Origin of the sequence: Rheinheimera fenheensis, from assembly GCF_039871805.1 — a bacterium.
GTDB lineage: Bacteria > Pseudomonadota > Gammaproteobacteria > Enterobacterales > Alteromonadaceae > Alishewanella > Alishewanella fenheensis.
Window position 1 is genome coordinate 610,394 of sequence record NZ_JBDPJM010000001.1, and the last position, 21,875, is coordinate 632,268.

16 protein-coding genes are annotated in these 21,875 nt (G+C 49.7%); 3 read left to right on the forward strand and 13 right to left on the reverse strand.

The window, feature by feature from the left end; genetic code table 11:
• Nucleotides 1-8: 8 nt before the first annotated feature.
• Both ABGI61_RS02605 and ABGI61_RS02610 read right to left on the reverse strand, forming a co-directional pair.
• A complete protein-coding gene (locus ABGI61_RS02605) occupies nt 9-3,305 on the reverse strand; it encodes a sensor histidine kinase (protein ID WP_347596415.1) in 3,297 nt (1,098 codons plus the stop codon).
• 262 nt (nt 3,306-3,567) lie between these two features.
• Nucleotides 3,568-4,122 carry a YceB family lipoprotein gene (locus tag ABGI61_RS02610; protein ID WP_347596418.1) on the reverse strand — a complete coding sequence of 185 codons (555 nt, stop codon included), beginning with the start codon at nt 4,120-4,122 and terminating at the stop codon, nt 3,568-3,570.
• 150 nt (nt 4,123-4,272) lie between these two features.
• Between ABGI61_RS02610 and ABGI61_RS02615 the strand changes: the two genes are divergently transcribed.
• Nucleotides 4,273-7,185, forward strand: a complete 2,913-nt coding sequence (locus ABGI61_RS02615) for a bifunctional diguanylate cyclase/phosphodiesterase (RefSeq protein WP_347596421.1) — start codon at nt 4,273-4,275, stop codon at nt 7,183-7,185.
• A gap of 127 nt (nt 7,186-7,312) precedes the next feature.
• Nucleotides 7,313-8,452, forward strand: coding sequence for a dicarboxylate/amino acid:cation symporter (locus ABGI61_RS02620; RefSeq protein WP_347596424.1), 1,140 nt, complete (start codon nt 7,313-7,315; stop codon nt 8,450-8,452).
• A 251-nt stretch (nt 8,453-8,703) separates the two neighbouring features.
• Here ABGI61_RS02620 and glmU read toward each other — a convergent pair whose 3' ends face one another.
• From glmU to ABGI61_RS02635, 3 genes are all read right to left on the reverse strand, one after another.
• Nucleotides 8,704-10,068 carry a bifunctional UDP-N-acetylglucosamine diphosphorylase/glucosamine-1-phosphate N-acetyltransferase GlmU gene (glmU, locus tag ABGI61_RS02625; RefSeq protein WP_347596427.1) on the reverse strand — a complete coding sequence of 455 codons (1,365 nt, stop codon included), beginning with the start codon at nt 10,066-10,068 and terminating at the stop codon, nt 8,704-8,706.
• 233 nt (nt 10,069-10,301) lie between these two features.
• Entirely contained in the window at nt 10,302-11,186 is an 885-nt protein-coding gene (locus ABGI61_RS02630) for a TraB/GumN family protein (RefSeq protein ID WP_347596430.1), read from the reverse strand.
• Nucleotides 11,187-11,216: 30 nt separating this feature from the next.
• Nucleotides 11,217-11,510: a hypothetical protein gene (locus ABGI61_RS02635; RefSeq protein WP_347596433.1), complete on the reverse strand. Its 294-nt coding sequence runs from the start codon at nt 11,508-11,510 to the stop codon at nt 11,217-11,219.
• A 299-nt stretch (nt 11,511-11,809) separates the two neighbouring features.
• On the opposite strand from ABGI61_RS02635, the gene ABGI61_RS02640 reads away from it, so the two are divergent.
• Nucleotides 11,810-13,948: a winged helix-turn-helix domain-containing protein gene (locus ABGI61_RS02640; protein ID WP_347596436.1), complete on the forward strand. Its 2,139-nt coding sequence runs from the start codon at nt 11,810-11,812 to the stop codon at nt 13,946-13,948.
• Here ABGI61_RS02640 and ABGI61_RS02645 read toward each other — a convergent pair.
• The 8 genes from ABGI61_RS02645 to ABGI61_RS02680 all read right to left on the reverse strand — a co-directional run bounded on the left by ABGI61_RS02645 (nt 13,932) and on the right by ABGI61_RS02680 (nt 21,863).
• Entirely contained in the window at nt 13,932-14,102 is a 171-nt protein-coding gene (locus ABGI61_RS02645) for a hypothetical protein (RefSeq protein ID WP_347596438.1), read from the reverse strand. The two genes, ABGI61_RS02640 and ABGI61_RS02645, sit on opposite strands and share 17 nt — an antisense overlap.
• 232 nt (nt 14,103-14,334) lie before the next feature.
• On the reverse strand, nt 14,335-15,585 hold the full coding sequence (locus ABGI61_RS02650; RefSeq protein WP_347596441.1) for an HlyD family secretion protein: 1,251 nt from the start codon (nt 15,583-15,585) through the stop codon (nt 14,335-14,337).
• A gap of 15 nt (nt 15,586-15,600) precedes the next feature.
• Nucleotides 15,601-18,270, reverse strand: a complete 2,670-nt coding sequence (gene lanKC / locus ABGI61_RS02655; RefSeq protein WP_347596444.1) for a class III lanthionine synthetase LanKC — start codon at nt 18,268-18,270, stop codon at nt 15,601-15,603.
• 122 nt (nt 18,271-18,392) lie between these two features.
• Nucleotides 18,393-18,590 (reverse strand): hypothetical protein, encoded by a 198-nt coding sequence (locus ABGI61_RS02660; protein ID WP_347596447.1) that lies wholly within the window; start codon nt 18,588-18,590, stop codon nt 18,393-18,395.
• A 135-nt stretch (nt 18,591-18,725) separates the two neighbouring features.
• Nucleotides 18,726-20,819, reverse strand: coding sequence for a peptidase domain-containing ABC transporter (locus tag ABGI61_RS02665; RefSeq protein WP_347596450.1), 2,094 nt, complete (start codon nt 20,817-20,819; stop codon nt 18,726-18,728).
• Entirely contained in the window at nt 20,810-21,001 is a 192-nt protein-coding gene (locus ABGI61_RS02670) for a hypothetical protein (protein ID WP_347596453.1), read from the reverse strand. The genes ABGI61_RS02665 and ABGI61_RS02670 overlap by 10 nt, the downstream gene beginning before the upstream one ends.
• Before the next feature lie 13 nt (nt 21,002-21,014).
• The gene (locus ABGI61_RS02675) at nt 21,015-21,665 is read right to left on the reverse strand and encodes a helix-turn-helix transcriptional regulator (RefSeq protein WP_347596456.1); all 651 of its coding nucleotides are present in this window, start codon (nt 21,663-21,665) and stop codon (nt 21,015-21,017) included.
• 30 nt (nt 21,666-21,695) lie between these two features.
• Nucleotides 21,696-21,863 carry a hypothetical protein gene (locus tag ABGI61_RS02680; protein ID WP_347596459.1) on the reverse strand — a complete coding sequence of 56 codons (168 nt, stop codon included), beginning with the start codon at nt 21,861-21,863 and terminating at the stop codon, nt 21,696-21,698.
• Between the last annotated feature and the right edge of the window lie 12 nt (nt 21,864-21,875).

The window sequence follows — 21,875 nt, forward strand, 5'->3', positions numbered from 1 at the left end:
TATATTGCTTAGGTTTCCAGCTGCAGTGGCAACCAGATCTTATACTGCAAGCCATGCTCCGCAGGACTGGTGACAGTGATGCGGCCTTTTAGCCTGGCGGTTACCAGATTGTAGACAATATGAGTACCCAGACCGGTGCCGCCCTGATGCCGTTTGGTAGTAAAAAACGGGTCAAATAACCGCGCCAGATCGGCTTCATTCATACCACAACCGTTGTCACTGTACTGCAGTAGCAGCATCTGCCCCTCTTGCTGCAACTTTATATCAATGCGCGGGGGGCTAACCCCCTGCAATCCATGATGCAAACTGTTCATTACCAGGTTGGTGATAATTTGCGCCATTGCACCGGCATCAGTGTGCATTGGCAATTGTGGCGGGCTATCGAGGCGCACTTCACAGCTGAGCTTTTTCAATTGTGGCTGCAGTGATAGCAGTACATCTTGCAGATAAGCAATCAGCTCGACATCACGCACGCTGTCACTGGATTGGTCCACGGATACCTGCTTGAAGCTTTGTACCAATTCGGCCGCACGCCGCGTATTACTATGTAAGATGCGTAAGCCATCAGTAATATGTGATAAAAAGCGTTCAAATTGGCTTTTTTGCACGCCGCCCTGCTGATAACTGGCCTGCAATTGCTCCAACTCACTGTGCAAATGGCTGGTCGCCGTGACACAAATCCCTAATGGCGTATTGATTTCATGCGCTACGCCAGCAACCAGAGCCCCTAGCGAGGCCATTTTCTCCTGCGTGACCAGCTGCTGCTGAGCAGCTTGCAATTCGGCATAAGAGTCCTGCAAGGCTTGATGCTGCTGTTTTAATTGTTCGGTTCTGGCAGCTACCTGCTGCTCCAGCTGCATACGATGCTTTCGTTCGCTGTTAAAACGCCAGATAATCAGCCCGGCAACCAGACCCAGTAGTAACACGGCCAACTGTAGCCGGAACCACCAGGTCATCCACCAGGGTGGTAACACGCTGATATCGAGCGCCAGCGGTGGCTGCCAGACACCCCCCTGGTAGCGGGCGCTAAGCAGGAAGCGGTATTGGCCGGCCGGTAAACGGGTATAGGTGGCGGTGCGGTTGTTGTCACTTACTCCCAGCCAATCGCGGTCAAACCCTTCCAGCCGGTAACGGTACTGCAATTGGTTGCTCTGCAAAAAATCCGGCGCGCTAAAATGCAGGCTAAACATGTCTTGTTGATAATCAAGACGTAGTTGCTGCATTTGCGCCAGTGGCACAGGTAGCACGCTGTCTGGTGCCGGGCGCACCGGCTGGTTAAACAAACTAAGCTGATGCAGCACCAGCCGGGGTGGCGGTAATTCTTGCCGGCTTAACGCCAACGGATAGATGTCTAACCCCTGTCTGCCACCGCGAAAAACCTTGTCATAAGCCACAGCGCTGGCGGCAATCCAGGTGGCGTCCTGTACGCCATGGCTGGCGCCCAGCTGAATAAAACCCTGATTCGCTTCAGACCAAATAAAGCGATACATTAAATTGAAGGCGGTTGCGCTTTTTAGTGCCTGATCGACATCCTCTGGCTGCTGATAGGCTTTAATACCAATAATGCGCTGCGGTTGTTGGCTATCACGCAATATTCGGTGATTCACATTACCGGCGCGAACGAATAGATGGCCGTTTTCTTCAAAAATGGCCTGCACCCCATTGTAAATCAGCGCCTGTCCTGCCGGCTTTGCTTGATGCCAATACCCGATATGGTCAAGCTGTGCACTTACCCGGGCCAGCCCCTGATCAACCGAGCCAAGCCAGATATCACCCAAACTGTCCTCGTACAACACGGTGACACTCTTAAACGGTAGCGATAGCGTCTCGTTTTGCGGTTGTAGCCAGCGAATTACGTTAAAGTCAGTATCTAACACAAAAACACCATCGGTGCGGCTGGCCAGCCAGATCCGCTGCTGCTTATCTAGGTGAATAGCACTGATATGTGGCTGCTGCGCCAACGGCAAGTCCAATAGCTGCCAGCTGTTGTCTGGCTGCAACCGGAACAGGCCATGATCGGTACCCAGCCAAACTTCTTCTGCCAACTTTTTTACCGAGCGCGCCAGTGTCGGCCGGGCACCAGGTTCATTGGTCGGCGGTAATGACCATTTTTTTAACGCCCCGGAAAGAGGGTTATAACGTGCCAGGCCCGAGCCGCGATTGGCCAACCAAACCTCATCTTCCGCCACGACATCAATGCCGAACACATCACTACTGCTCAGTAATAGAGGATTATCTGCTGCCGACGGCAGTACCTGTACTGCGCGGGCAAAGGTGCTTAACTGACTAAAACCGGCATGACTGATAAACCACAAGCTACCAACCTGATCCTGAAACATGCCAAAGATGGCATTAGTTTGCAGCCCCGACCTTAATAGCGGATCATGCTTGAAATGCAGCCAATGTGCCGCAGCAGCCCGATACTGCCATATGCCTTGATCGTAGCTGCTCAACCACAAGTCACCGTTTTTGTCTCTGAGGATATCTGTTAGCTGGCTGTGTAATAGCGTCTGAGGCACTGGCATAGCTTGCAGGCTATCATCTGGCCGTAGCTGCCAGATACCGCCGCCAAAGCTGGCCACTGCCAATTGATCCTGCGACAGCCAATGCAGTCGGGTCAGGTCGTCTGTCGTCAGCTCAGAGTTGGCGCTAAACCAGTGACGTAAGCCAGAGCCATCCCGTGCTATACGCACTAATCCAGCAACGTCATTGCCCGGCCGGCGCTGCGGCGCTTCTCCTAGTGCCAGAAATAGCTGGCTGTCGGTTATCATCAAATGATTGATAAACCGAAAATCGGCCAGGCTGTCTGGCATAAAGCGCTGTAACTGAGCGGCATCTGCGTCGAGTGTGGCAACACCGCCGCCGTAACTGCTCACCCACAAGGTGCCTGCGCTATCTTCTGTTATGGCTGTTATTTCGTTGTTTTCGCCACCCGGCCAGTCAAAACGGCGAAAGCGCTCGGTGGCAGGGTCAAAACGGTTTAACCCGCCATAGCGGGTGCCCACCCATAGCAAACCGCGGCTATCAATAAACAGGCTGGTGATCCAATCAGATGATAGCCGATCGGATGCTGATGCGTCGGCTGGATAATGTTTTAATGCTGCGCCGTCAAAGCGATAAAGGCCATGATGCGTGCCCAGCCATAAGAACCCCTGCTGGTCTTGCAACATACTGGTAGCAAATGGCGAAATGGCCTGGCTGTCAGCCAGATGCGTAAAGCGGGCATAACCGGGCAAAACAGTGACCTCGGCATTACTATACCAGCTGCACAACCACACTATGCTCCAACACAGCAGCCGCTTCACCGGGATCAGTCCTTTGCTACAGCACTATGGTTAAATTCTAGCCGCCATAGCCGATAGTGCCAGTTTGAAAAAACTTACCACACAATGTTGCAATTGATAACTATTCGCATTATAGTTTGAGTCATTGCGATGGAGCGCATGCAGTTACCGGCCCGGAGGGGCTTCTCTGGTCGTTGTTTTACTTGTCTTGCACATTAAGGGGTAGGTTATGCTACCCCTGTTTTTTTGTGCTGATGTTTACCAGGTAGTTTTTGCGGCGCTACTATTTGCCGGGCATAAAACTGATACGACCGTTTTGTACCGCCATATTCAGCGGCACAGCGGTAAGCAGCTTAATGGTGGGGTTAGTGGTATCCAGTTTATACACCGGGTTGTTGGCCAGATAGCCGTTTACCAACTGTAATAACTCGTTACTGACCGGCGCCAGGTTACCGCGATAGCCAGACGCCTCAATGTTGGAGTCCAGTAGCTTAACTGAGCGCAAATATATCGCCTGTTGCGCAGCGTCATAATAGGGTACGCCTTCCACCTGCAGTTGCAAGGTTGCCGGATAACTTAAACCAAACAAAGACAAAGCTGCGCTGGCATTGGTGTTTAGCCGTACCACGTCTGAATTATCCGGGCCAATATCCACCTGCATGCTTTCTACCTGCATATTCAACGGAATACCGGCCACATTCGCCTGACGCGTTAACTTGGGCACTTGCTGGCGTAGCAATTGCTCTAAATCCGCTTCGCTGACATGGTATGCCGACATTTGCTGCAGTTGGCTGCAGGCGCTTAAGCATAACAACATTATCCAGGGTAAAAACTTCATCGCTGATCCTTATTTGCTTTACTTTTGCACGCCATTACTGTGGCGCAGTGAATCTGAGCTGGGGCTGAATTAGCACTAAGGGCCTGGCAGCTTAACTTGGCTATACCTAAGTATATCGATGGCTGGCTTGAATAACCAAGTAAAGCAGGTATGCTAGGTTTAGCCTTAACTAATTTAATTGATGTCATTCAACAGCCAATGCGCAATTACAAAGCTGTAACTCAGCTTAAAACGCCATCGTTAACCAAATCAGTGCTGTTGCTGCTGACATTAGCATTACTCACTTTTCTACCCTTATTGTTTGGCCTAGATTTGCCAGAGTTGCCACATGAGATGTACCTGCCACTACATACCATGCTGGAAGTGATTGCTGTTGTGGTTGCTGCGTTAATTTTTGCAGTGATCCGCGAACAGGCGCTGGTAAAAATGACCCTGCGCGGTGCAGTGATTGCGAGTGCGTTTTTTGCCATTTTTTGGCTGGATTTGGCGCACTTACTGTCATTCAAAGGTATGCCGGCCTATTTCAGCACGAATGACTTTGAAAAAACAGTAAACTTTTGGCTGGCTGCCCGGCTTGTTGCCGCCCTGGCGCTGTTTTTTATTGTGCTGCCATTGGCCGACAAAAGCACGACTTCGCGGCGGTTTTATCAGATGTTACTGTCAGCCACGATAATGGTGCTGGCACTGCACTATTGGTTTATTGCGCTACCACATACCGTGCCTCGCACCTTTATCGAAGGCCAGGGCTTAACGTCGTTTAAAATTGCAGCTGAATATCTGGTAATTCTGATTAACCTGATAACAGTGCTGTTTATTGTGCGCTACCGGCGCAGCCAAAGCGCCTTTCATACGCCAGCCTTACTGGCCGCTGTGGTAACTATGGCGCTAAGTGAATTTTACTTTACCCTATACAGCCAGATGAGTGACAGTTTCAATATCTTAGGCCATGTGCTGAAACTGCTGTCCTATCTGTTTTTATACCGCGCCCTGATCTACGAAACCCTTGCCGCGCCCTATGCCATGTTGCAACAGTCCAGAGCTGAGTTGACGGCAACCTTGTCCGCAGTGCCAGACATTTTATTTGAGGTAGACCTGGATGGCCGGTTTTATCAGGTGCACCGCCGGCCAGAAGTACAGCTTTATCTGGAGCCCGAGCAGTTTTTAGGCAAAACCGCGCGCCAGGTTTTGCCACAGCAGGTGGTGCTAGCAGTACATAATGCTATACAGCAAGCCTACGCACAGCGGGGCTGTTCAGAAGCACAGCATTATACGTTAACCATTGGCAGCAACAGCGAACCCAGTTGGTTTCAGGTGATTGCCGCCTATAAAGGCGAAACAGCAGGCCAGTTGCCGCGTTTTATCTTGGCGGTGCGTGATATCAGCATGCAGAAAAAAGCTCAGGCTACCGAGCAACTGAATGCGCTGGCATTTCATACCCGTGAAGCCATTATGATCACCGACGCCCAGCAGCGTATTATCCGGGTAAACCCGGCCTTTACCGACATTACCGGCTATAGCGAGGCGGAGGTGGTGGGTAAAAACCCAACAGTGCTCAGCTCAGGTTTGCATGATAAACCGTTTTATCAGCATTTATGGCAAACCTTACAGCAATATGATGTCTGGAGTGGCGAGATATATAACAGACGCAAGAATGGCGAGGTCTACCCGGAACATGTGGTGATTAATGCGTTAAAAGATGACAAAGGTGTTATCACGCATTATATCGCCAGCTTTAACGACATCAGCAAAGCCAAAGCCGATCAACAGCGCATACACCACCTTGCTTACTATGATCCACTGACACAATTACCTAACCGGCGCTTGTTGCTGGATAAAATTGCCGAGATACAAAATGAGTGTCAGCGCAGTAACGATTTTGCTGCGCTGCTGTTTATCGATTTAGACCACTTTAAACAGTTAAACGACAGCCTTGGCCATTCTTATGGTGACGAGCTACTGTGCCAACTGGCGGAACGGTTGCAGCTGACCATTCGTGCCACAGACACACTGGCAAGGCCGGGCGGCGATGAGTTTATTTTGCTGGCCCGTTTACTGACCAAAGAGCAAGACCTGGCCGCACAAGATGCGCAGAACCTGGGCAACAAGTTGCTGCAGGAGATCCGTCAACCGTTTTTACTGAAGCAACATCAGTATCACCTTACGGCCAGTATTGGCATAGCGCTGTTTAACGACAACAGTAAACCGATTGACGAGCTGTTATCGTCGGCCGATTTAGCTATGTATCACTCTAAAGAGCGGGGACGCAACCAGCTGTACTTTTTTGAGCAGCACATGCAGGAAAACCTGCGCCAACGCCAGCAGCTGGAGCAAGGCTTAAAGCAGACGTTAGCCAACAACGAGTTCCGCCTGTTTTATCAGCCGAAGGTAAATAAAGAGGGTAAATTAGCAGGTTACGAAGCGCTGCTGCGCTGGCAGCGCCCCGGCCACGGCTTGGTTCCACCGGATCAATTTATTCCATTGGCCGAAAGTACCGGGCTGATTATTGATATCGGCCAATGGGTGCTGCAAACTGCCTGTGAGCAAATTAAGCAGTTCTGTAACCAAGGCACACCATTACCAATAGCAGTGAACGTTAGCCAGCGCCAACTGGCACAAAAAAACTTCGTGGCAACGGTGCAGCATATTCTGACCACTACGGCGATAGATCCGCATTTATTGGAGCTGGAGCTTACTGAGAGTATGCTGCACGATAACCTGGACAGCACACGGCATAAACTGACATTACTTAACCAGCAAGGCGTCTGCTTTTCACTGGATGACTTTGGTACCGGCTACTCGTCTCTATCGTATTTGAAAAACTTACCCATTAGCGTACTCAAAATTGATAAATCTTTTGTCCGCGAATTCCTCAGCCAGGACACTGATCACGCCATAGTGCGCACTATCTTGGCAATGGCAGAGTCGTTGTCACTGAGGGTGGTCGCAGAAGGTGTAGAGCAGCAAGCCCAGTTTGATGAGCTGGTGGCGCTGGGCTGTGATTTATTTCAGGGCTACCTGTTTGGCAAGCCAGCGCCGCTTAACCAGGCTGAATACGCCGCTTAACTTATTGCTCCACGTGAAACACCGCTGACCAGCCAACCGCAGCCAGCGGCTGTAAGTTATGCTATGCTCGGCAGCAATCCATCCGGGGTTATCCACCAACACGCATAATAGTTAAAAAGAGAACAATATGGCGCTAATTTTAAAACTGATTGCCGGCATAGTGCTGGGTATACTGTGCGGCCTGTATGCACCCCATGCCGTCACCCAACTGCTGCTGACTTTTAAAGCCTTATTTGGCCAGTTACTGTTTTTTGTCATACCACTGCTGATTTTATTTTTTATCACCAGTGGTATCGCAGCCTTGCCACGTAACTCGGGCAAGTTACTCAGTAAAACCCTGGCGATTGCCTATGGCTCTACCATAGCCGCCGGTACCCTGGCGTTTATTGTCGCCAGCATAGTGGTGCCTATGCTTACCAGCAGCGCCAGCGCGGCGCCTTCTGCGACGGGTGTAAGCTTAACGCCCTTTATTGAAATGAATATCCCACCGGTATTTAGCGTGATGACGGCGCTGACTCTGGCCTTTGTGTTTGGTTTAGGCATTGCTGCAACGCAAGCCCAGCAGTTAAAGCAAGTGTCTGATCAGGGCCGCGATATTATTCAGCTGGTACTGAGCAAGGTGATCATTCCGCTGTTGCCACTTTACATAGCCGGCGTGTTTGCCCAAATGGCCGCGGCAGGCACGGTGTTTGGCACCTTAAAAACCTTTGGCGTAGTGCTGGTGTTAGCGATAGTGCTGCACTGGGTTTGGATTATTACCCTGTATGTTATTGCCGGCATTAAAGCGGGCCGCTCACCCTTGGGCTTAATTAAAAATATGCTGCCGGCCTATTTTACCGCGCTGGGTACTATGTCCAGTGCCGCTACTATACCGGTATCACTACAGGCCACCAAAGCCAACGGCGTAAAACCCCATGTGGCAGACTTTACCGTGCCGCTATGTGCCACCATCCATTTGTCCGGTTCTACCATTACCATTGTGAGCTGTGCGGTGGCGGTAATGGCGATGCAAAACAACCTGGAAATTCCATCGCTATTTACTATGCTGCCGTTTATTTTCATGCTGGGCGTAGTGATGCTGGCTGCGCCAGGCGTACCGGGCGGTGCGGTAATGTCAGCGGTAGGTTTACTTGGCTCTATGCTGGGCTTTGGCGAAGCCGCCGTTGCACTAATGATAGCGCTATATATGGCGCAAGACAGCTTTGGCACCGCCTGTAACGTGACCGGCGATGGCGCGATAGCCGTGCTGGTAGATAAAGCAGAGTAATCGGTATCAGATTGCGCGCAGTGATGCCGGTTGCAACTCCCGTTCCGGCTCACCACAGCAAGTAGCGTGAGCTTCCTGCACACGCCCTTGCAGGCCAGCAGAGCTGTTCAAATTCGCTCCAGACGAATTTGTCGTCTTTTGCCTACGGCAGGACTCAGACACTCTGTGGTGACCGATCCGGGATTCCAACCTACTCATCTTGATACCAGTACCAATAAAACAGCCCGCAAATGCGGGCTGTTTTATTTAGCTTACTTTTTAATTTTCACTGGCCGTTGCCAGCCTTCAATATGCCGCTGTTTAGCGCGGGCAACAACCAACTCGCCGTCGGCGGCATCGCGGGTTAGTACTGAACCGGCACCGACAGTGGCATTAACGCCTACCGTAACCGGTGCTACCAGCGAGCTGTTCGAGCCGATAAAAGCCCCGTCTTTAATGGTGGTAACAAACTTATTCGCGCCATCGTAATTGCAGGTAATGGTGCCGGCACCCACATTCACCTTGTCGCCGATTATCGCATCCCCCAGGTAGGTTAAATGGTTAGCTTTAGAGCCTTTGCCCAGGGTGGTTTTTTTCATCTCGACAAAGTTACCCACATGGCTGTCGTCCAGCATGACGCTATCTGGCCGCAGGCGGGCATAAGGGCCAACCGAGCAATCGCTACCCACAGTCGCTTTTTCGATCATTGAGTTAGGTTTAATCTCTGTGTTATCACCGATAACGCAATCTTTCAGGATACAGTTGGCGCCAATGGTTACACCTTTACCCAGCACGACCTCGCCTTCGAAAATTACGTTAACGTCGATCATCACATCGTTACCCACGGTAACACTGCCGCGCACATCGATACGGGCCGGATCACGCAAATTCGCACCCGCCAGCATCAGCTCTTCAGCTTTACGCTGCTGATAAGCCCGCTCCAGCGCGGCTAATTGTACGCGGTTATTGGCGCCTTCCACTTCCATCGGGTTTTGTGGCTGAGCGGTGGCAATTTCAACGCCCTCATTGTGCGCCATGGCGATAACGTCAGTTAAATAGTACTCGCCCTGGGCATTGCTGTTTGATAACCGGCCTAACCAGTTTTTCAGCTGCTTGCCCGGCAGCGCCATAATGCCGCTGTTAACCTCGGTAATTTTTAACTGCTCGGCAGTAGCATCTTTTTGCTCGACAATACCTACCACTTTGCCGTTTTCACGCACTATACGGCCATAACCGGTAGGGTTTACCAAGTTAACCGTTAAAATCGCCAGGCCATTGGTCGGTTTAGCCGCTAACAGTTGTTGCAGGGTTTCAATGCGGGTTAATGGCACATCGCCGTATAACACCAGCACAGTGTCATCGTCAGCAATATTAGGGATAGCTTGGGCCACTGCATGGCCAGTGCCTAACTGCTCGGCCTGTAAAACCCAATGTAATGGCTGATCACCCATGGCACTTTTTAATGCCTCAGCGCCGTAGCCGTATACCAGCTGAGGTTTATCTGCACCCAGGGCACGGGCGGTGTCGATAACATGCTGTACCATCGGCCGCTCAGCGACTTTGTGTAATACCTTGGGTAAATCTGACTTCATTCTGGTGCCTTTGCCGGCGGCCAAAATCACTACATTTAATGCCATAAGAAGGGTCCCTGTCATGGTGCGCTTGCGCTGTTGCCCGATATTCTAATTGATCGGGCAACAGATTACAGGGGTAGGGTGAAGTTTTGCTGAATATCGCCCGGCTAAAACAAGCTCAGGCTATTTAGCAGTTGCAGATTAAGCCAAGCCCAGAGCACCACCCAGCTGGCCGACGCCAGCAAGGTACGGCCATGCTCGAGCTTGCAGAGTTTATCCAGTCTCATGGCAGGCTCCTAGTTTAGCTGCTCAACCTTATAACCAGCTTGCTTAAGCAGTGCCAACACACTGTGCTCACCCGCCAGATGGCCGCCACCAACCAACACCAGCTCTTTTTCTGTATTGCCAAACATTTGCTTTATTTGTGGCAACCAGGCCTGGTTACGCTTAACAAACAACGCCTGATATAACACCGGATCTAACTCGCGCGCCGGCTTTACAGCCAACTCGTCTAATTTAGCCATATCACCGGCACGCCAGGCATCTATCATGGCGCTAAAATAGGCCTTAAAGTCACCAAACTGTGCCAAATTCATTTGGATAAAGGCATCTTCATAACCCTCACCCATATTTGCCAGTAATTCGATCTGGCTTTCTACCGTTTCCAGATAGGCCTGCGCCTTACCATCAGCCTGGGCTTTTTTATCAAAATACACATCGACACCTTCGCCGGCCATTTGTGCTTTCATCATTTCCAGTGCCAACATTTGCAGCATAATAAAGCCCGGCTTGTAACCGTCTAACTGCTGTAACTGCACACCGTAAGGCGCAAAGTAATCACTCACCTGCTGGTACACCTCAGGCGATAATACCTTGGATAAGCTGCGACCATCGCTGTAGGCCATGGCCTGTATCATCGCCGTTTGCGCCGCAGTATCATCCGGCGCGGGCATTTTAGCTTCCAACACCAGGGTATCAGTGGCGTTGTAGGCTTGTTCAAATTCAGGCGGTAACGGGAAAGCCGAAGGTGGCAATAAATGCACGGTACCGCCGATATACAAATAGTCATCGCCTTTGCTCACTTTCCATACCGAACTTTGCGCCAGGGCATTGGTGGATATTAAGGCCGAGCCCAGTAAAAATGCACCGCAGCAGCGTGTAACAAGGGTATTTAGTTTCATGTCAGGTTCCTTAGTTATCGTTATCAAGAATTAGCGGCTTAATACTTGTTTCAGGCTGTCAGTTAAACCGGCCACAGCATTGTTCACTTCAGCACGAATACTGCTGCTTAATTGGTGTTGTACATCTGCCATCAACTCCATAGTGAGTTTGGCGACTTCAGCACTGGGCTGCACAACAACGTCTTTTTGTTGCTGTTGTTGCGCTGTTATTTGGTTTGGCACTGTTTGTTGTACTTCAAGCTGTTGCTGTGCGCTTGCTACCGTGCTGAAAAATAAAGCGCCAGTCAATAACAAAGTACGTGATGGTTTAATCATAGTGTTCATACTGGTGTTCCTTTTGCGTCAGTCAGAGTTATGTTGTTTATAACGCTGGACTTACTGCCTGTCCGTTACGTTGTTGAGGTCACTGTAGAGCGGCAGAGCACAAAAGTCGCTTATCAGAAGCTAAGCAATTTATTGCTAAGAAAATCGAATTTAACTCACTGTTTATAAAGTAAAATAACAAACCTTATGAAAACCTTATCGCCGTTTTCCTAAGCTTTTAACAGGCTTTATTTCACTTGAATCACCTATTGCATCTGTTAAAGTTACAGCCTGTTTAAAAAAGGATAACTCGTTAACAGATGGATACTTTACAGCTCGGCCCCTGGACCTTTACACCAGCCGATTTCAGCATTAACGATGGCACTGCGCGCAAAGAGCTTGAGCCGCTGCTGGTAAAGTTACTGTTATGCTTTAGCAAGGAGCCCGGCCGTATCATATCCCGGCAGGAATTAGTCGATACCATATGGCAACAAAGCTATGTCGATGACAACGCCATTAACCGCGCCATCTCTGAGCTAAGAAAAGCACTACAACACCCGGCACTTGAGCAGTCACCCATCAAAACGCATCATCGTAAAGGCTATAGCCTGCAGCTGCCGCAGGCCTTAGTTGCCACATATAGTGGACACGCCGCCATCTTGTCCGGCAACATAACACCTACTGTTAAGCGTAAACCGCGCGGGTTGTTGTCGGGCGTAGCGGCTGTATTGGTCAGCGTAGTATTAATCACCACAGCAGCGTTTTGGTATTGGCAGGCAGAGCCAATAACCGACAAGCCGGCAGCAGATAAGCCTAAACTTACCGAGCTTACTCTGCTAAATCAGCACAAGGTAACCTGGTTTAAAGGCATAGAATCACGGCCGCTGGTATCACCAGATAAACAATTACTGGCTTACAGTCATTCCTCGCCCGACGGTCAGATCCGGGTATTGGTGCGCAAACTCGGTGCCAGTGCAGGCCAGTTATTGCAGGAAGTGACGCTGGAAGCGCAAGATAAAATGTTCAGTGTGCAAAGCTGGCAGCCGCAAAGCCGCAACTTGCTGGTACAGCTAGTAAGCAAAGACGGCAGCAGCTGCGAATATCAGAACTACGACTTTAGCCTGTATCCGCAGTATCAAGTTAGCACACTGACTACCTGTGCCGGCTTTGTCTTGGGAAATGCCCAACAAAGCGCCGATGGCCAAACCTTGTATTACAGCAAAAGCAGTGCCGGTATGTATTCCAGTAATGCGCTGCTAGCAGAAAACCTCACCAGTGGCAGCATACAAACCCTGCTGGCCGCGCCTTCTGCCGGTTTTGGTGTCACTCTGCTGGCACTTTCAGCCGATGGCAGTAAGCTGGCCTATGTGCTGATGCCAGAGTCAAATAAACCTGAATTGTACCTGTATGAGCCGGCAAGCCGCGAACATCGCCGTATTGCCAGTTTACCCATGCCGTTGTTATTGATTGGCTTGGAATGGAGCCTGGATCAACAAAGCCTGCTGCTACCGGGTGTAGATGCCATATTGCAAATTAATCTGGCAGATAACAGCCAGCATATCTTAAAGCTGCCTGAGGGCGTAAAAGTGGGTGAGCTGTCACTGCTGGCAGAAAACCAGGCCTATATTTCCGGCCTGACGCCCGGCAGCACCACTCAGGCCGCTATGCAGCTGATAAAAGTGTCGCAGCCCTTTGACGAGGAAAAACGCCAGATTAGCTTTTTACATGATGCCGCCGGTAGCAGCCTGGCACTGGCCGTATCACCGCTATCGGCAGACAGCTATGCGTTTTCGGCCAACTGGACCGGCAGCTGGCAGCTCTGGCTAAGCCAGAATGGCAACAAACGCCAGCTGACTGAGCTGCCAAATACCGAGCAACCCATTAATGATATCAGCTGGTCGAATGATGGCCGCTATATTGCTTTTATTCAGCAGGGTAACCTGTATTTGTACGATACCCAGCGCCAGCAGCTGATCAATAAGCGTGAGCAAAACGACGTAGGCCAAACGCTGTGGCTGCCCGATAACAGCGGCCTGATCCTGACCCGGGTAGAGGCGAAAACACAAAACTTATGGCAGCTGGACTTAATCAGCAACGACTTTACCCAGCTAACCTTTGCCGCCGGTAACTTTGCCCAATACGGCAGTAACGGTGAGCTGCTATACCACAAGGACGGCAAGCTTTATCAATACGTTGACGGCGCAAAACAAGACAAATTGCTCGAGCAAAACACCGATGCCAACTATATGGCCGTCTGGCTGCGGCAAGGCCAGCAGCAATACCGCTACAGCATGCTGGGCCATATACAGCGGCGCAACCTGAGTAATGCCAATGAAGAAATAACTCAGCTGCCTTATCAGTTAATTGGCATACACCCTGACCCGCATAACCCGGATGTGCTATACGCCACGGCCTTTATTACACCCGAGCTGGCGCTGGAGTTTATTCAGTGGCAATAGTAAAGCGGGCAAGCAAGCTGTGTCCCGCTGCCGCATCTGGGGCGATGCTGACTTTAAAGCGCTGCTGCACCCGGATCTCTTCTGACAGCGGGGCTTGTAGCTCAAAACCCAACTTAGCCTCTGCAACGCGGTTTGACGCATAAGAGATAGACACCAACCTAGCGGTGAAATACTGCTGGCGATGTTGCAATTGATACAGTTCGCCAACTCTGAAATGATCCAGGTGCCTGTTTTACAGCCAAAAATAACATAAAACAGGCTGACCAGATTGCGCCACCGGAATGGTGGCTGCCGAAGTAACATAAGGCACAGCAAAATACCAATACATGCAAGCGGCTAACCCCCCTAACACCAAAACTATCCGCAGACGACGCAAGCTCGCCTCCTTATAACCTGCCACGCAGGCTTAAAATTGGTTCAAACAGCCAGCTCAATAAACTACGTTGCTCTAGCATAATATCGGCACTAAGCAACATGCCAGGTTGCAGCGGCAGTTCAGTGTCATAGGCTGAGATTGTTTGGCTGTCTAACTGGATATTGACCTGGTATACCGGCTCATTTAACGGTACCGGCAAGATCACATCACCCGGTAACAAGATGGCGGTAGACTGGTGCACTACCCGACCGCTTTGTACACCAAAACGTTGATAGGGGAAGGCTTCGAAGCGGATGCGGGTTGCTTGACCAGGCGCCACGAAGCCAAAGGCACGGGTAGGTACCAGTAGCACTGCGTGCAAAGTAGAGGGCTCAGGCATAATGGTTAGTAAGGGTTTGCCTGCTTGCGCCATACTGCCAAGCTCGGCATGTAAGTTATACACCTTGCCGGCGACGGTTGCTCTAAGCACGATTTCTTGCCGCGCAGCCAGCTCAGATTGCTGCTGAGACAAACGCGCCAGCTCTGACATCAAAACGCCTTTTTGCTGTTCAAACTCAATTGGCGCTGCGGCTTGTGCCGCTTCAACCTCTATCAACTGGCCGCGAATACTTTGATATTGCAGTTGCAGCGAATTATCTTGTTGCTGCACTGACAGTAGCTGTTCGCGCTGTTTATTCAGTTCCAGTGTGGCGACATGCCCCTGTTGCTGCAAAGCAGTCAACCTGTCGAGTTGTTGTTGTGCCAGGCTAAAGCGTTGTGCCGACAATTGGCGCTGGGATGAAACTTCGCTCAGCTGCTGTTGTAAATTACTCACCCGCTGCTGCAATGCCTGTTGTTGTTGCTGATACAGTAATGCAGCTTCTTCTAAGCGTTGCTGTAAGCTGTGCTGCTGCTCTGCGACAGAGGTCTGCAACTGCCCCCCGAGCGCTGCGCCAGCAGCCAGGTACTCATCGTAAGAAATTTTTACCAGGGGCTGGCCGGTCTCTACCAACTGGCCATCCTTAACAAACAACTCAACGACAGTGCCGGAGCGTTGCGGCGCGACTCTGGCCAAACCACGATCGGGTTTCAGAAACCCTTGTACGGTTTCCTTTCGGTGAAATGAGGCCTGGCCGAGAAAAACTAACGTTAAACCAACGACCAGCAACAATATTGTCAGCAACAAACTCACACTAAGAGGCTGGGCAATAACAACATTACCCTCCAGTTTTACGCCTTGCTGACGCAGCGCCTGCGGCCGGAATAGACTGGGCTCACTCATCTTTTTCCCCTTGCATTAATGTTTGCTTTGCTGTGCCTGATAAGCTTGCAGCAAAGGGTCAAGCATAAAGTTGAAGTTGGGCCCAAGCTGGTTTAACCGGTGCAGAAACAGGGCAGTACCCGCTGAGCCGTCAGCGTAGTCAGTGTTTACTTTGGTGCGATTATTGGCCGGAAAACACAGGCCCTCTTCACGCTCTACCGCAAACACCTTAAGCGCATCGGCAGCCTGACAAGCCAGATAGTAGTATTCTTCTTGCTGTAAAAACTGATACGCATCGAGCAAATAGTTACCCAAACCACTGATACCACTGAATAACCCTGAGTTAACGGTGTATTTAGCGGAAACTGACGGTTTAATATCGTCTAAAAACTGGCGATATACCGGCTCACCTGTCAGCGCATGGTAGCGCAGTACCACAGTAGCAACCCCAGCCGTGCCATAACCCAGATAAGGATATAAAATAGAAGCATTCGTGCGACGCACAAAGCCATAGGAACCCTGAGTCGATTTACCGTGATTAAAATCAGCCTGCAGGGCTAATTTCCCTAAAGCCAGATAATGTTCATTTTCAGTGGCACAGTATAGGTACAATAAAAATAACGCTATACCACTGCCACCTTCCCACAACCCAATGCCGACACCGGCAGCTGACGCAGCATCTTCCCAGTAAGCACCACCATCCCGGTATACTGCAGTGTCCAACAATACATCCGCAATACGGCAAGCCTCGCTCAGCGCTTGCGGGTCCTGTGTTTTATGCCAGCGATACAGCAAACTGTAACCCAGGCCCGCTGCACCATAGCCCAGCGACATATTGCGATAAAGCTGCCGGCTCAGGGCGCCTTGCTGCAATAAGCGTTCAGCCCGGTCTGACATCTGCAGATCCTGTAATAACCAGGCCAACCCCGCCGCACCATTTAACAAACCGGGTAGCAATTCTGTTGTTTGTTGTAGGCGCCGTGTAAACCACTGTATCAGGGCTTCGGGCACCTGACCGGTCAGATGATGCCAGGCATAAATGACGCCCGCAGCACCATGATCCAATGCCAACGCATGCTGACACTCCGGGCCGAGCGGTAAAATTCTGTCACGCCGATCCAGTTCCAGATGATGTTGGTTATACCGCAGGATGTTATCTATCATAGATGCTGCCATATGCTGAACCGCACCATGCTGCACACTGGTGTTTAGCTGTACTGCATGTACCGTGCTGGCATCTGCGGCTGCTAACAAGTTGATAGCCTGATCCAGGCCAGCATTTTTGTCTGTAAGCAGGTAAGTGACACACTGCAAATACTGTGGCGGCAAGCCTATGTCATGCTCTAACGCTTGAAAGAATACTTGTGCATAGTCTTGTTTTAAATTCAGTAGGGTACTGCTGGGCATAAACATTGCCACCAGCACACAACCTAATGCGTAGATATCATCCTGATACTCGACACAATCCCGGCTGAGCCGGTCAGAACGGGCAAAACCCGGTGTGTAAAAATTAACGGCAACATCAACACCACTTTCGCATGCTCCCTCAAAATCAATTAACTTCACCTCCAGTGTGTCCGGACACACCATCAGGTTATTCAGTGATAAATCGCCAAAGATAATGCCGTTAGCATGCAGGGTTTTAATCAGCTGGAAACAGTTGATCGCAATTTTTATGCTGTTCGCTATCCAATCCCGCATTTGCTGATCGGTAGAATGGCTATGAATAATACGACACTGTTGTAGCTGATAACTACGTAGTGTCTGACCAGTAACAATTTGTTGTGCCAGGTACCAGTGCTGCCACTCCTGAAACAAACCATAAGCCTGTGGCGCGATACCGCTGGCAGCAAGCCGCTGTAAAATCCGGTACTCTTTATGTAACCGGGCTATGCAGTCTTCGTCAGCATCAACCCCAACATAGGGCCGTGCTTCTTTTACTATAACGGTCTCATTGCGCTGTACATCATTTGCCAGATACACACCGCCGGCATTGGAAAACTTAATAACTGACTGCATATGGTAGCGACCATCGAATAAGCCGCCATTAGGCTGGTCGTTATCGGCTTGCCCGGATGTTTCGGCGATATCAGCGAGCAGAGGATCAGTAACAAAGTCTGGCAAAATAAACTGTGCATCACGTTTATCTTCGGTGTACTGAAAAGCAGCGTTAATAATACAGGCTGTACTGCGGTTGAAATTATCTTTTAGATCAAAAGACTTAAAGCCGCCATAGCGGTAAAACAATACCTTAGCGTCTTTATATGGCCGATCAGAGAGAATATAAGGGCCATCCTCATGCTTAAGCACTTCGTATAGTGCGGCGATAAGCGCTTGAAAGCATGCCGTTGTGGCCGGATATATGGTAATGAACTTACCTGAAGCAGAGCGCGTGCAGTTTTTGCCCAACAAGGTTTTCAGAATTTTACTGTCGCTGGCAAACTTAAATTCCGTGTTATGCGCAACACACAGTGGCACAACTTTCTGTAGCGTGTTGTATTCATTGCCCCAACGGCTGGAAACATGAATCTTCCAGCCTTGAACGGGCTTATTGTCGTCTGTAGAAATCGCTTGGGTCCAGAAGTAATCCTGCCGTAAGCGCCAGCTAATTGGCAATAGGCTACTAACAACATCATAATATTCATTCTGTGGCTTACGCCATTCAAAAGGAATATAAAAGTCAGGATGTACATTCAAATCGCGCATCATCAATCTCCACACAAATAAAAAAAACAATACACTCATTATTGAATAAACAATACCTGTCACATATGGCAGGTATTTAAAATAAAAAAGCGGGCCAAGCCCGCTTTTTTATTTTTTATTGATTAGCGCGAGATCACTTTCTCGCCACCTTTACAGCTGTCACTCATGGTGCTCCACTCATCATCACCCACACCACCGCAACCACGACTCATTGTGCTCCAGTCCATTGGTGCAACTTGGTCAGAGATACGGCCACCGGATACTTGCTCTAACTGTTGCAGGTTTAATACTTTATCTTTGTTGATGTCTTGATTTTTCATTTTGTATTTTCCTATTGATTGTTGAGTTTATTTTTTAACGCTGTTGCTAACCAACGATTCAATAATAGATACATTAATAAATAAAAACACCTGTCAGATCTTACAGTGAAAACATAAAACTGGCCGAAGCCAGTTTTATGCAATATCCTTTAACCGCTCTCGCTTATATTGTTCAGTAACATCCATTAGCTTGCCATTACATAGCAACAACACCCGATCAGCGCTGCTAATTGTTTCAGGCCGATGAGCGATAATGATGCGGGTAATACACAAGGTTTTTATCGCCTGGTTTACGTGACTTTCTAACTGAATATCCAGGCTTGACGTAGCCTCATCGAGAAAGAGGATTTTCGGCCGTTTATACAAAGCCCGGGCTAAATACAGCCGTTGACGTTGGCCGCCGGATAACGAGCTACCCATGTCACCAATTAAGGCGTTATACCCCATAGGCATCGCCGTGATATCCCGATGTATACCTGCCATTACTGCGCATTGTTGTACCCGTTCCAAGTCGATATCCGGGTCAAAAAAGGCAATATTCTCCGCCAGGCTGCCACTGAGTAATTGGTCTTGTTGCATCACTGCCGCCACTTGCTGCCGGAAATGCAGCTGTCCCAAGTGCCGGATATCGATACCATCAACCAATACCTTACCCTCGGCAGCCGGCAGCAAACCCAACATCACTTTTGCCAATGTGGTTTTGCCCGCGCCTGAGGGGCCGATAATGGCAACACTTTCACCTGAGGCAATACTAAAGGTTAAGTTATCAAATAAAAGCGGCTCGGTTGCCGAGTAACGATACGCTAGCTTTTCAACACTGATTTGCCCACTGATCTCATGATAAGCACCAGCTGCTTTGTCAGATTCTTTTTCGGTCAGGGCAATATCGGCCAAACGCTCCAGGTGTAGACGGGTCATAAACAGTTGCACCAGCTTTTCGATTAATGACGCCGTCCGTTCAGTAAATTGGCTTTTATAGGTCATAAACGCAAACAGCATGCCGACTGACAAGCTGCCATTAATGACCGCCAGTGCACCTAACATCACAACCAGTGTGTTTTCAACACCAAAAAGTAACTGGTTAATCGTTTGGTAAGAAACCTGCCACTTACCCAGCAAAAACTGCTGGTTTACTGATTCGGCGTAGCGGTTTTGCCAAATGCTGAGGCGTTGGCTTTGCTTACCAAACAGCTTGACGCTTTGCATGCCACGCACGGTTTCCATAAAGTTCGATTGCTCTTTGGCGCTCGCCATTATGCTGGCTTCAGTACGCTCACGCATGGGTTTGTACAACAACCACCTTAATAAGGCATATAACAACACCGCACTTAGCACCACACCGGCTAATAACGGGCTATAAAGATACATCATTACCAGTACACCAACCGCCATAATGCCGTCGATCAGGCCTTCTACCAGACTGGTCGTCAGTAATTCCCGCACACTGTTAAGTGAACCAAAGCGCGATACAACATCACCGATATGGCGTTTCTCAAAATAAGACATGGGCAGGTGCACCAAATGACGAAATAAATTGGTCGCCATCTGCATACTCATGGTTGAGCCAAGATACAACACCAACCAGCTACGTAGCGCCTGAGTAACAACCCGCACCAACATCAACAATCCAAACCCAAGCGCCAGTACACTTAACAAAGGCTTATCCATGCTCACCAGCACATCGTCGACAACCAGTTGCAAGTAGTAAGGCGCTGCCAGCACAAACACCTGTAACAGCACCGATAGCAGAAAAATCTTTGCCAGTGCCGGCCCTAAGCCCTGAATGCGCTGCCAGAAAGTAGTCAACCCCAAGCGAACTTTTTCATCACGTGGTTGAAACTCACTACTGGGTTGCAGCTCCAGAGCAATACCGCTAAAGCTGTCAGACACTTCTGACAAAGGCACCCGACGTTCACCGACCGCCGGATCAAGAATAACAATATGTTGCTTACAGACTTTTTTGAGTACCACAAAGTGGTTCATATTCCAGTGCAGGATACAAGGCAGGCTAAGCATGCGCAGCTCATCCAGCTCCAGCCGCAGAGCCCGCCCCGCCAGATTTAGCTGGTCAGCCAACTGCAATAAATGTTGTAAATTAGTACCTTTTAAGGATACAGAAAACCGGCTTCTGACGGTGGCGAGATCAAGCTGATGGCCATGATGTCCTGCAATCATAGTGACACAGGCCAAACCACATTCAGCAGCCTCAGACTGATAAATTAATCGCATAGCAGACTCCTTATTGGTGTCGTCTGATTGACAGTAGAGCGCGTGTCGACGCAGGGTTCTGTCAGGGCGAATAAGGCTGTCGCCGTGGCATGACAACACGTTTCCACCTTGTGCTGTAACTGGTTTAGGCTCATCACTTCTTTGGCGTAGTCCAATTCAGGGTAAGATGCTGACTGTGGCATTTCGTACTCCTGCTCAAAGGTTAATTTGCCCGACGGCCAGGCAACGGCTGATCGCCTGCTGCCGATTGTTACTATTGGTTTTACTGATGCAATTGCCCAGATGAAAATTGACGGTGCGCTCAGAGATAGCCAGGATCTGACTGATTTCCCATGACGTTTTGCCTTTGGCAGCCCAACTCAAGCAGGCTTTTTCACGCTGAGTCAGTGTAACCGCCGCTTCACTGTCATCGTGAGAGACCCGGGTCAGCGTTTCAACGATGTAGTGGGCAATAATGGTCCAGTACCAGGCTATTTGCTGTGCTAAGGTTGCCTGCTCTGGATACAACCCAATCAACAAAGCGCCGTGATCGGTACCCAACGCCTTTACCGGAATGACTAAAATGTTATTGGCCTGTGCACTATGCTCAACAAACTGCTCAGTTAAAGCTTGTGCAGGTGTACAACGTTTATGGCAAAACTGCTGCAGGGTTTCGTTACCCACTAGCCGGTGAAAATCGCTATCCGCACTGGCTGACAATACCAGTGGGGTCCTTTGGCTGCGCCACAACACTATGCCGCAAAAACGATAACCAAATTGCTGTTGTATTTGCTGAAAAAAGGCTGGTAAAGCATCGAGCGTTGTCATTTGCTCCAGCTGTTTTACCATGGGTTCTAATTGACTCATGTCGCTGCTCCCTGTTGGCTAAATAGACTATTACTCGTCAGCAGGCTGATCTGGCGGACAAATAAACCAACATTGGGGAGTTATTACCGGCTTCTCAGGTTTGACCTGACTTTCATCTGCCAGCACAGGGTTAGCAACACTCAAAACGACCAGTACGATGATGCTGGTGATAACAGTAATGATATTTTGCTTAGTCATGTTTGCGTCCTC

What these genes read in the sequence shown, in the direction of transcription:
- ABGI61_RS02610 (WP_347596418.1), bottom strand. Translation starts at nt 4,122, where the DNA reads ATGAAGTTTTTACCCTGGATAATGTTGTTATGCTTAAGCGCCTGCAGC.
- ABGI61_RS02615 (WP_347596421.1), top strand. Translation starts at nt 4,273, where the DNA reads ATGCTAGGTTTAGCCTTAACTAATTTAATTGATGTCATTCAACAGCCA.
- ABGI61_RS02620 (WP_347596424.1), top strand. Translation starts at nt 7,313, where the DNA reads ATGGCGCTAATTTTAAAACTGATTGCCGGCATAGTGCTGGGTATACTG.
- glmU (WP_347596427.1), bottom strand. Translation starts at nt 10,068, where the DNA reads ATGGCATTAAATGTAGTGATTTTGGCCGCCGGCAAAGGCACCAGAATG.
- ABGI61_RS02630 (WP_347596430.1), bottom strand. Translation starts at nt 11,186, where the DNA reads ATGAAACTAAATACCCTTGTTACACGCTGCTGCGGTGCATTTTTACTG.
- ABGI61_RS02635 (WP_347596433.1), bottom strand. Translation starts at nt 11,510, where the DNA reads ATGAACACTATGATTAAACCATCACGTACTTTGTTATTGACTGGCGCT.
- ABGI61_RS02640 (WP_347596436.1), top strand. Translation starts at nt 11,810, where the DNA reads ATGGATACTTTACAGCTCGGCCCCTGGACCTTTACACCAGCCGATTTC.
- ABGI61_RS02650 (WP_347596441.1), bottom strand. Translation starts at nt 15,585, where the DNA reads ATGAGTGAGCCCAGTCTATTCCGGCCGCAGGCGCTGCGTCAGCAAGGC.
- lanKC (WP_347596444.1), bottom strand. Translation starts at nt 18,270, where the DNA reads ATGCGCGATTTGAATGTACATCCTGACTTTTATATTCCTTTTGAATGG.
- ABGI61_RS02660 (WP_347596447.1), bottom strand. Translation starts at nt 18,590, where the DNA reads ATGAAAAATCAAGACATCAACAAAGATAAAGTATTAAACCTGCAACAG.
- ABGI61_RS02665 (WP_347596450.1), bottom strand. Translation starts at nt 20,819, where the DNA reads ATGCGATTAATTTATCAGTCTGAGGCTGCTGAATGTGGTTTGGCCTGT.
- ABGI61_RS02670 (WP_347596453.1), bottom strand. Translation starts at nt 21,001, where the DNA reads ATGCCACAGTCAGCATCTTACCCTGAATTGGACTACGCCAAAGAAGTG.
- ABGI61_RS02675 (WP_347596456.1), bottom strand. Translation starts at nt 21,665, where the DNA reads ATGAGTCAATTAGAACCCATGGTAAAACAGCTGGAGCAAATGACAACG.
- ABGI61_RS02680 (WP_347596459.1), bottom strand. Translation starts at nt 21,863, where the DNA reads ATGACTAAGCAAAATATCATTACTGTTATCACCAGCATCATCGTACTG.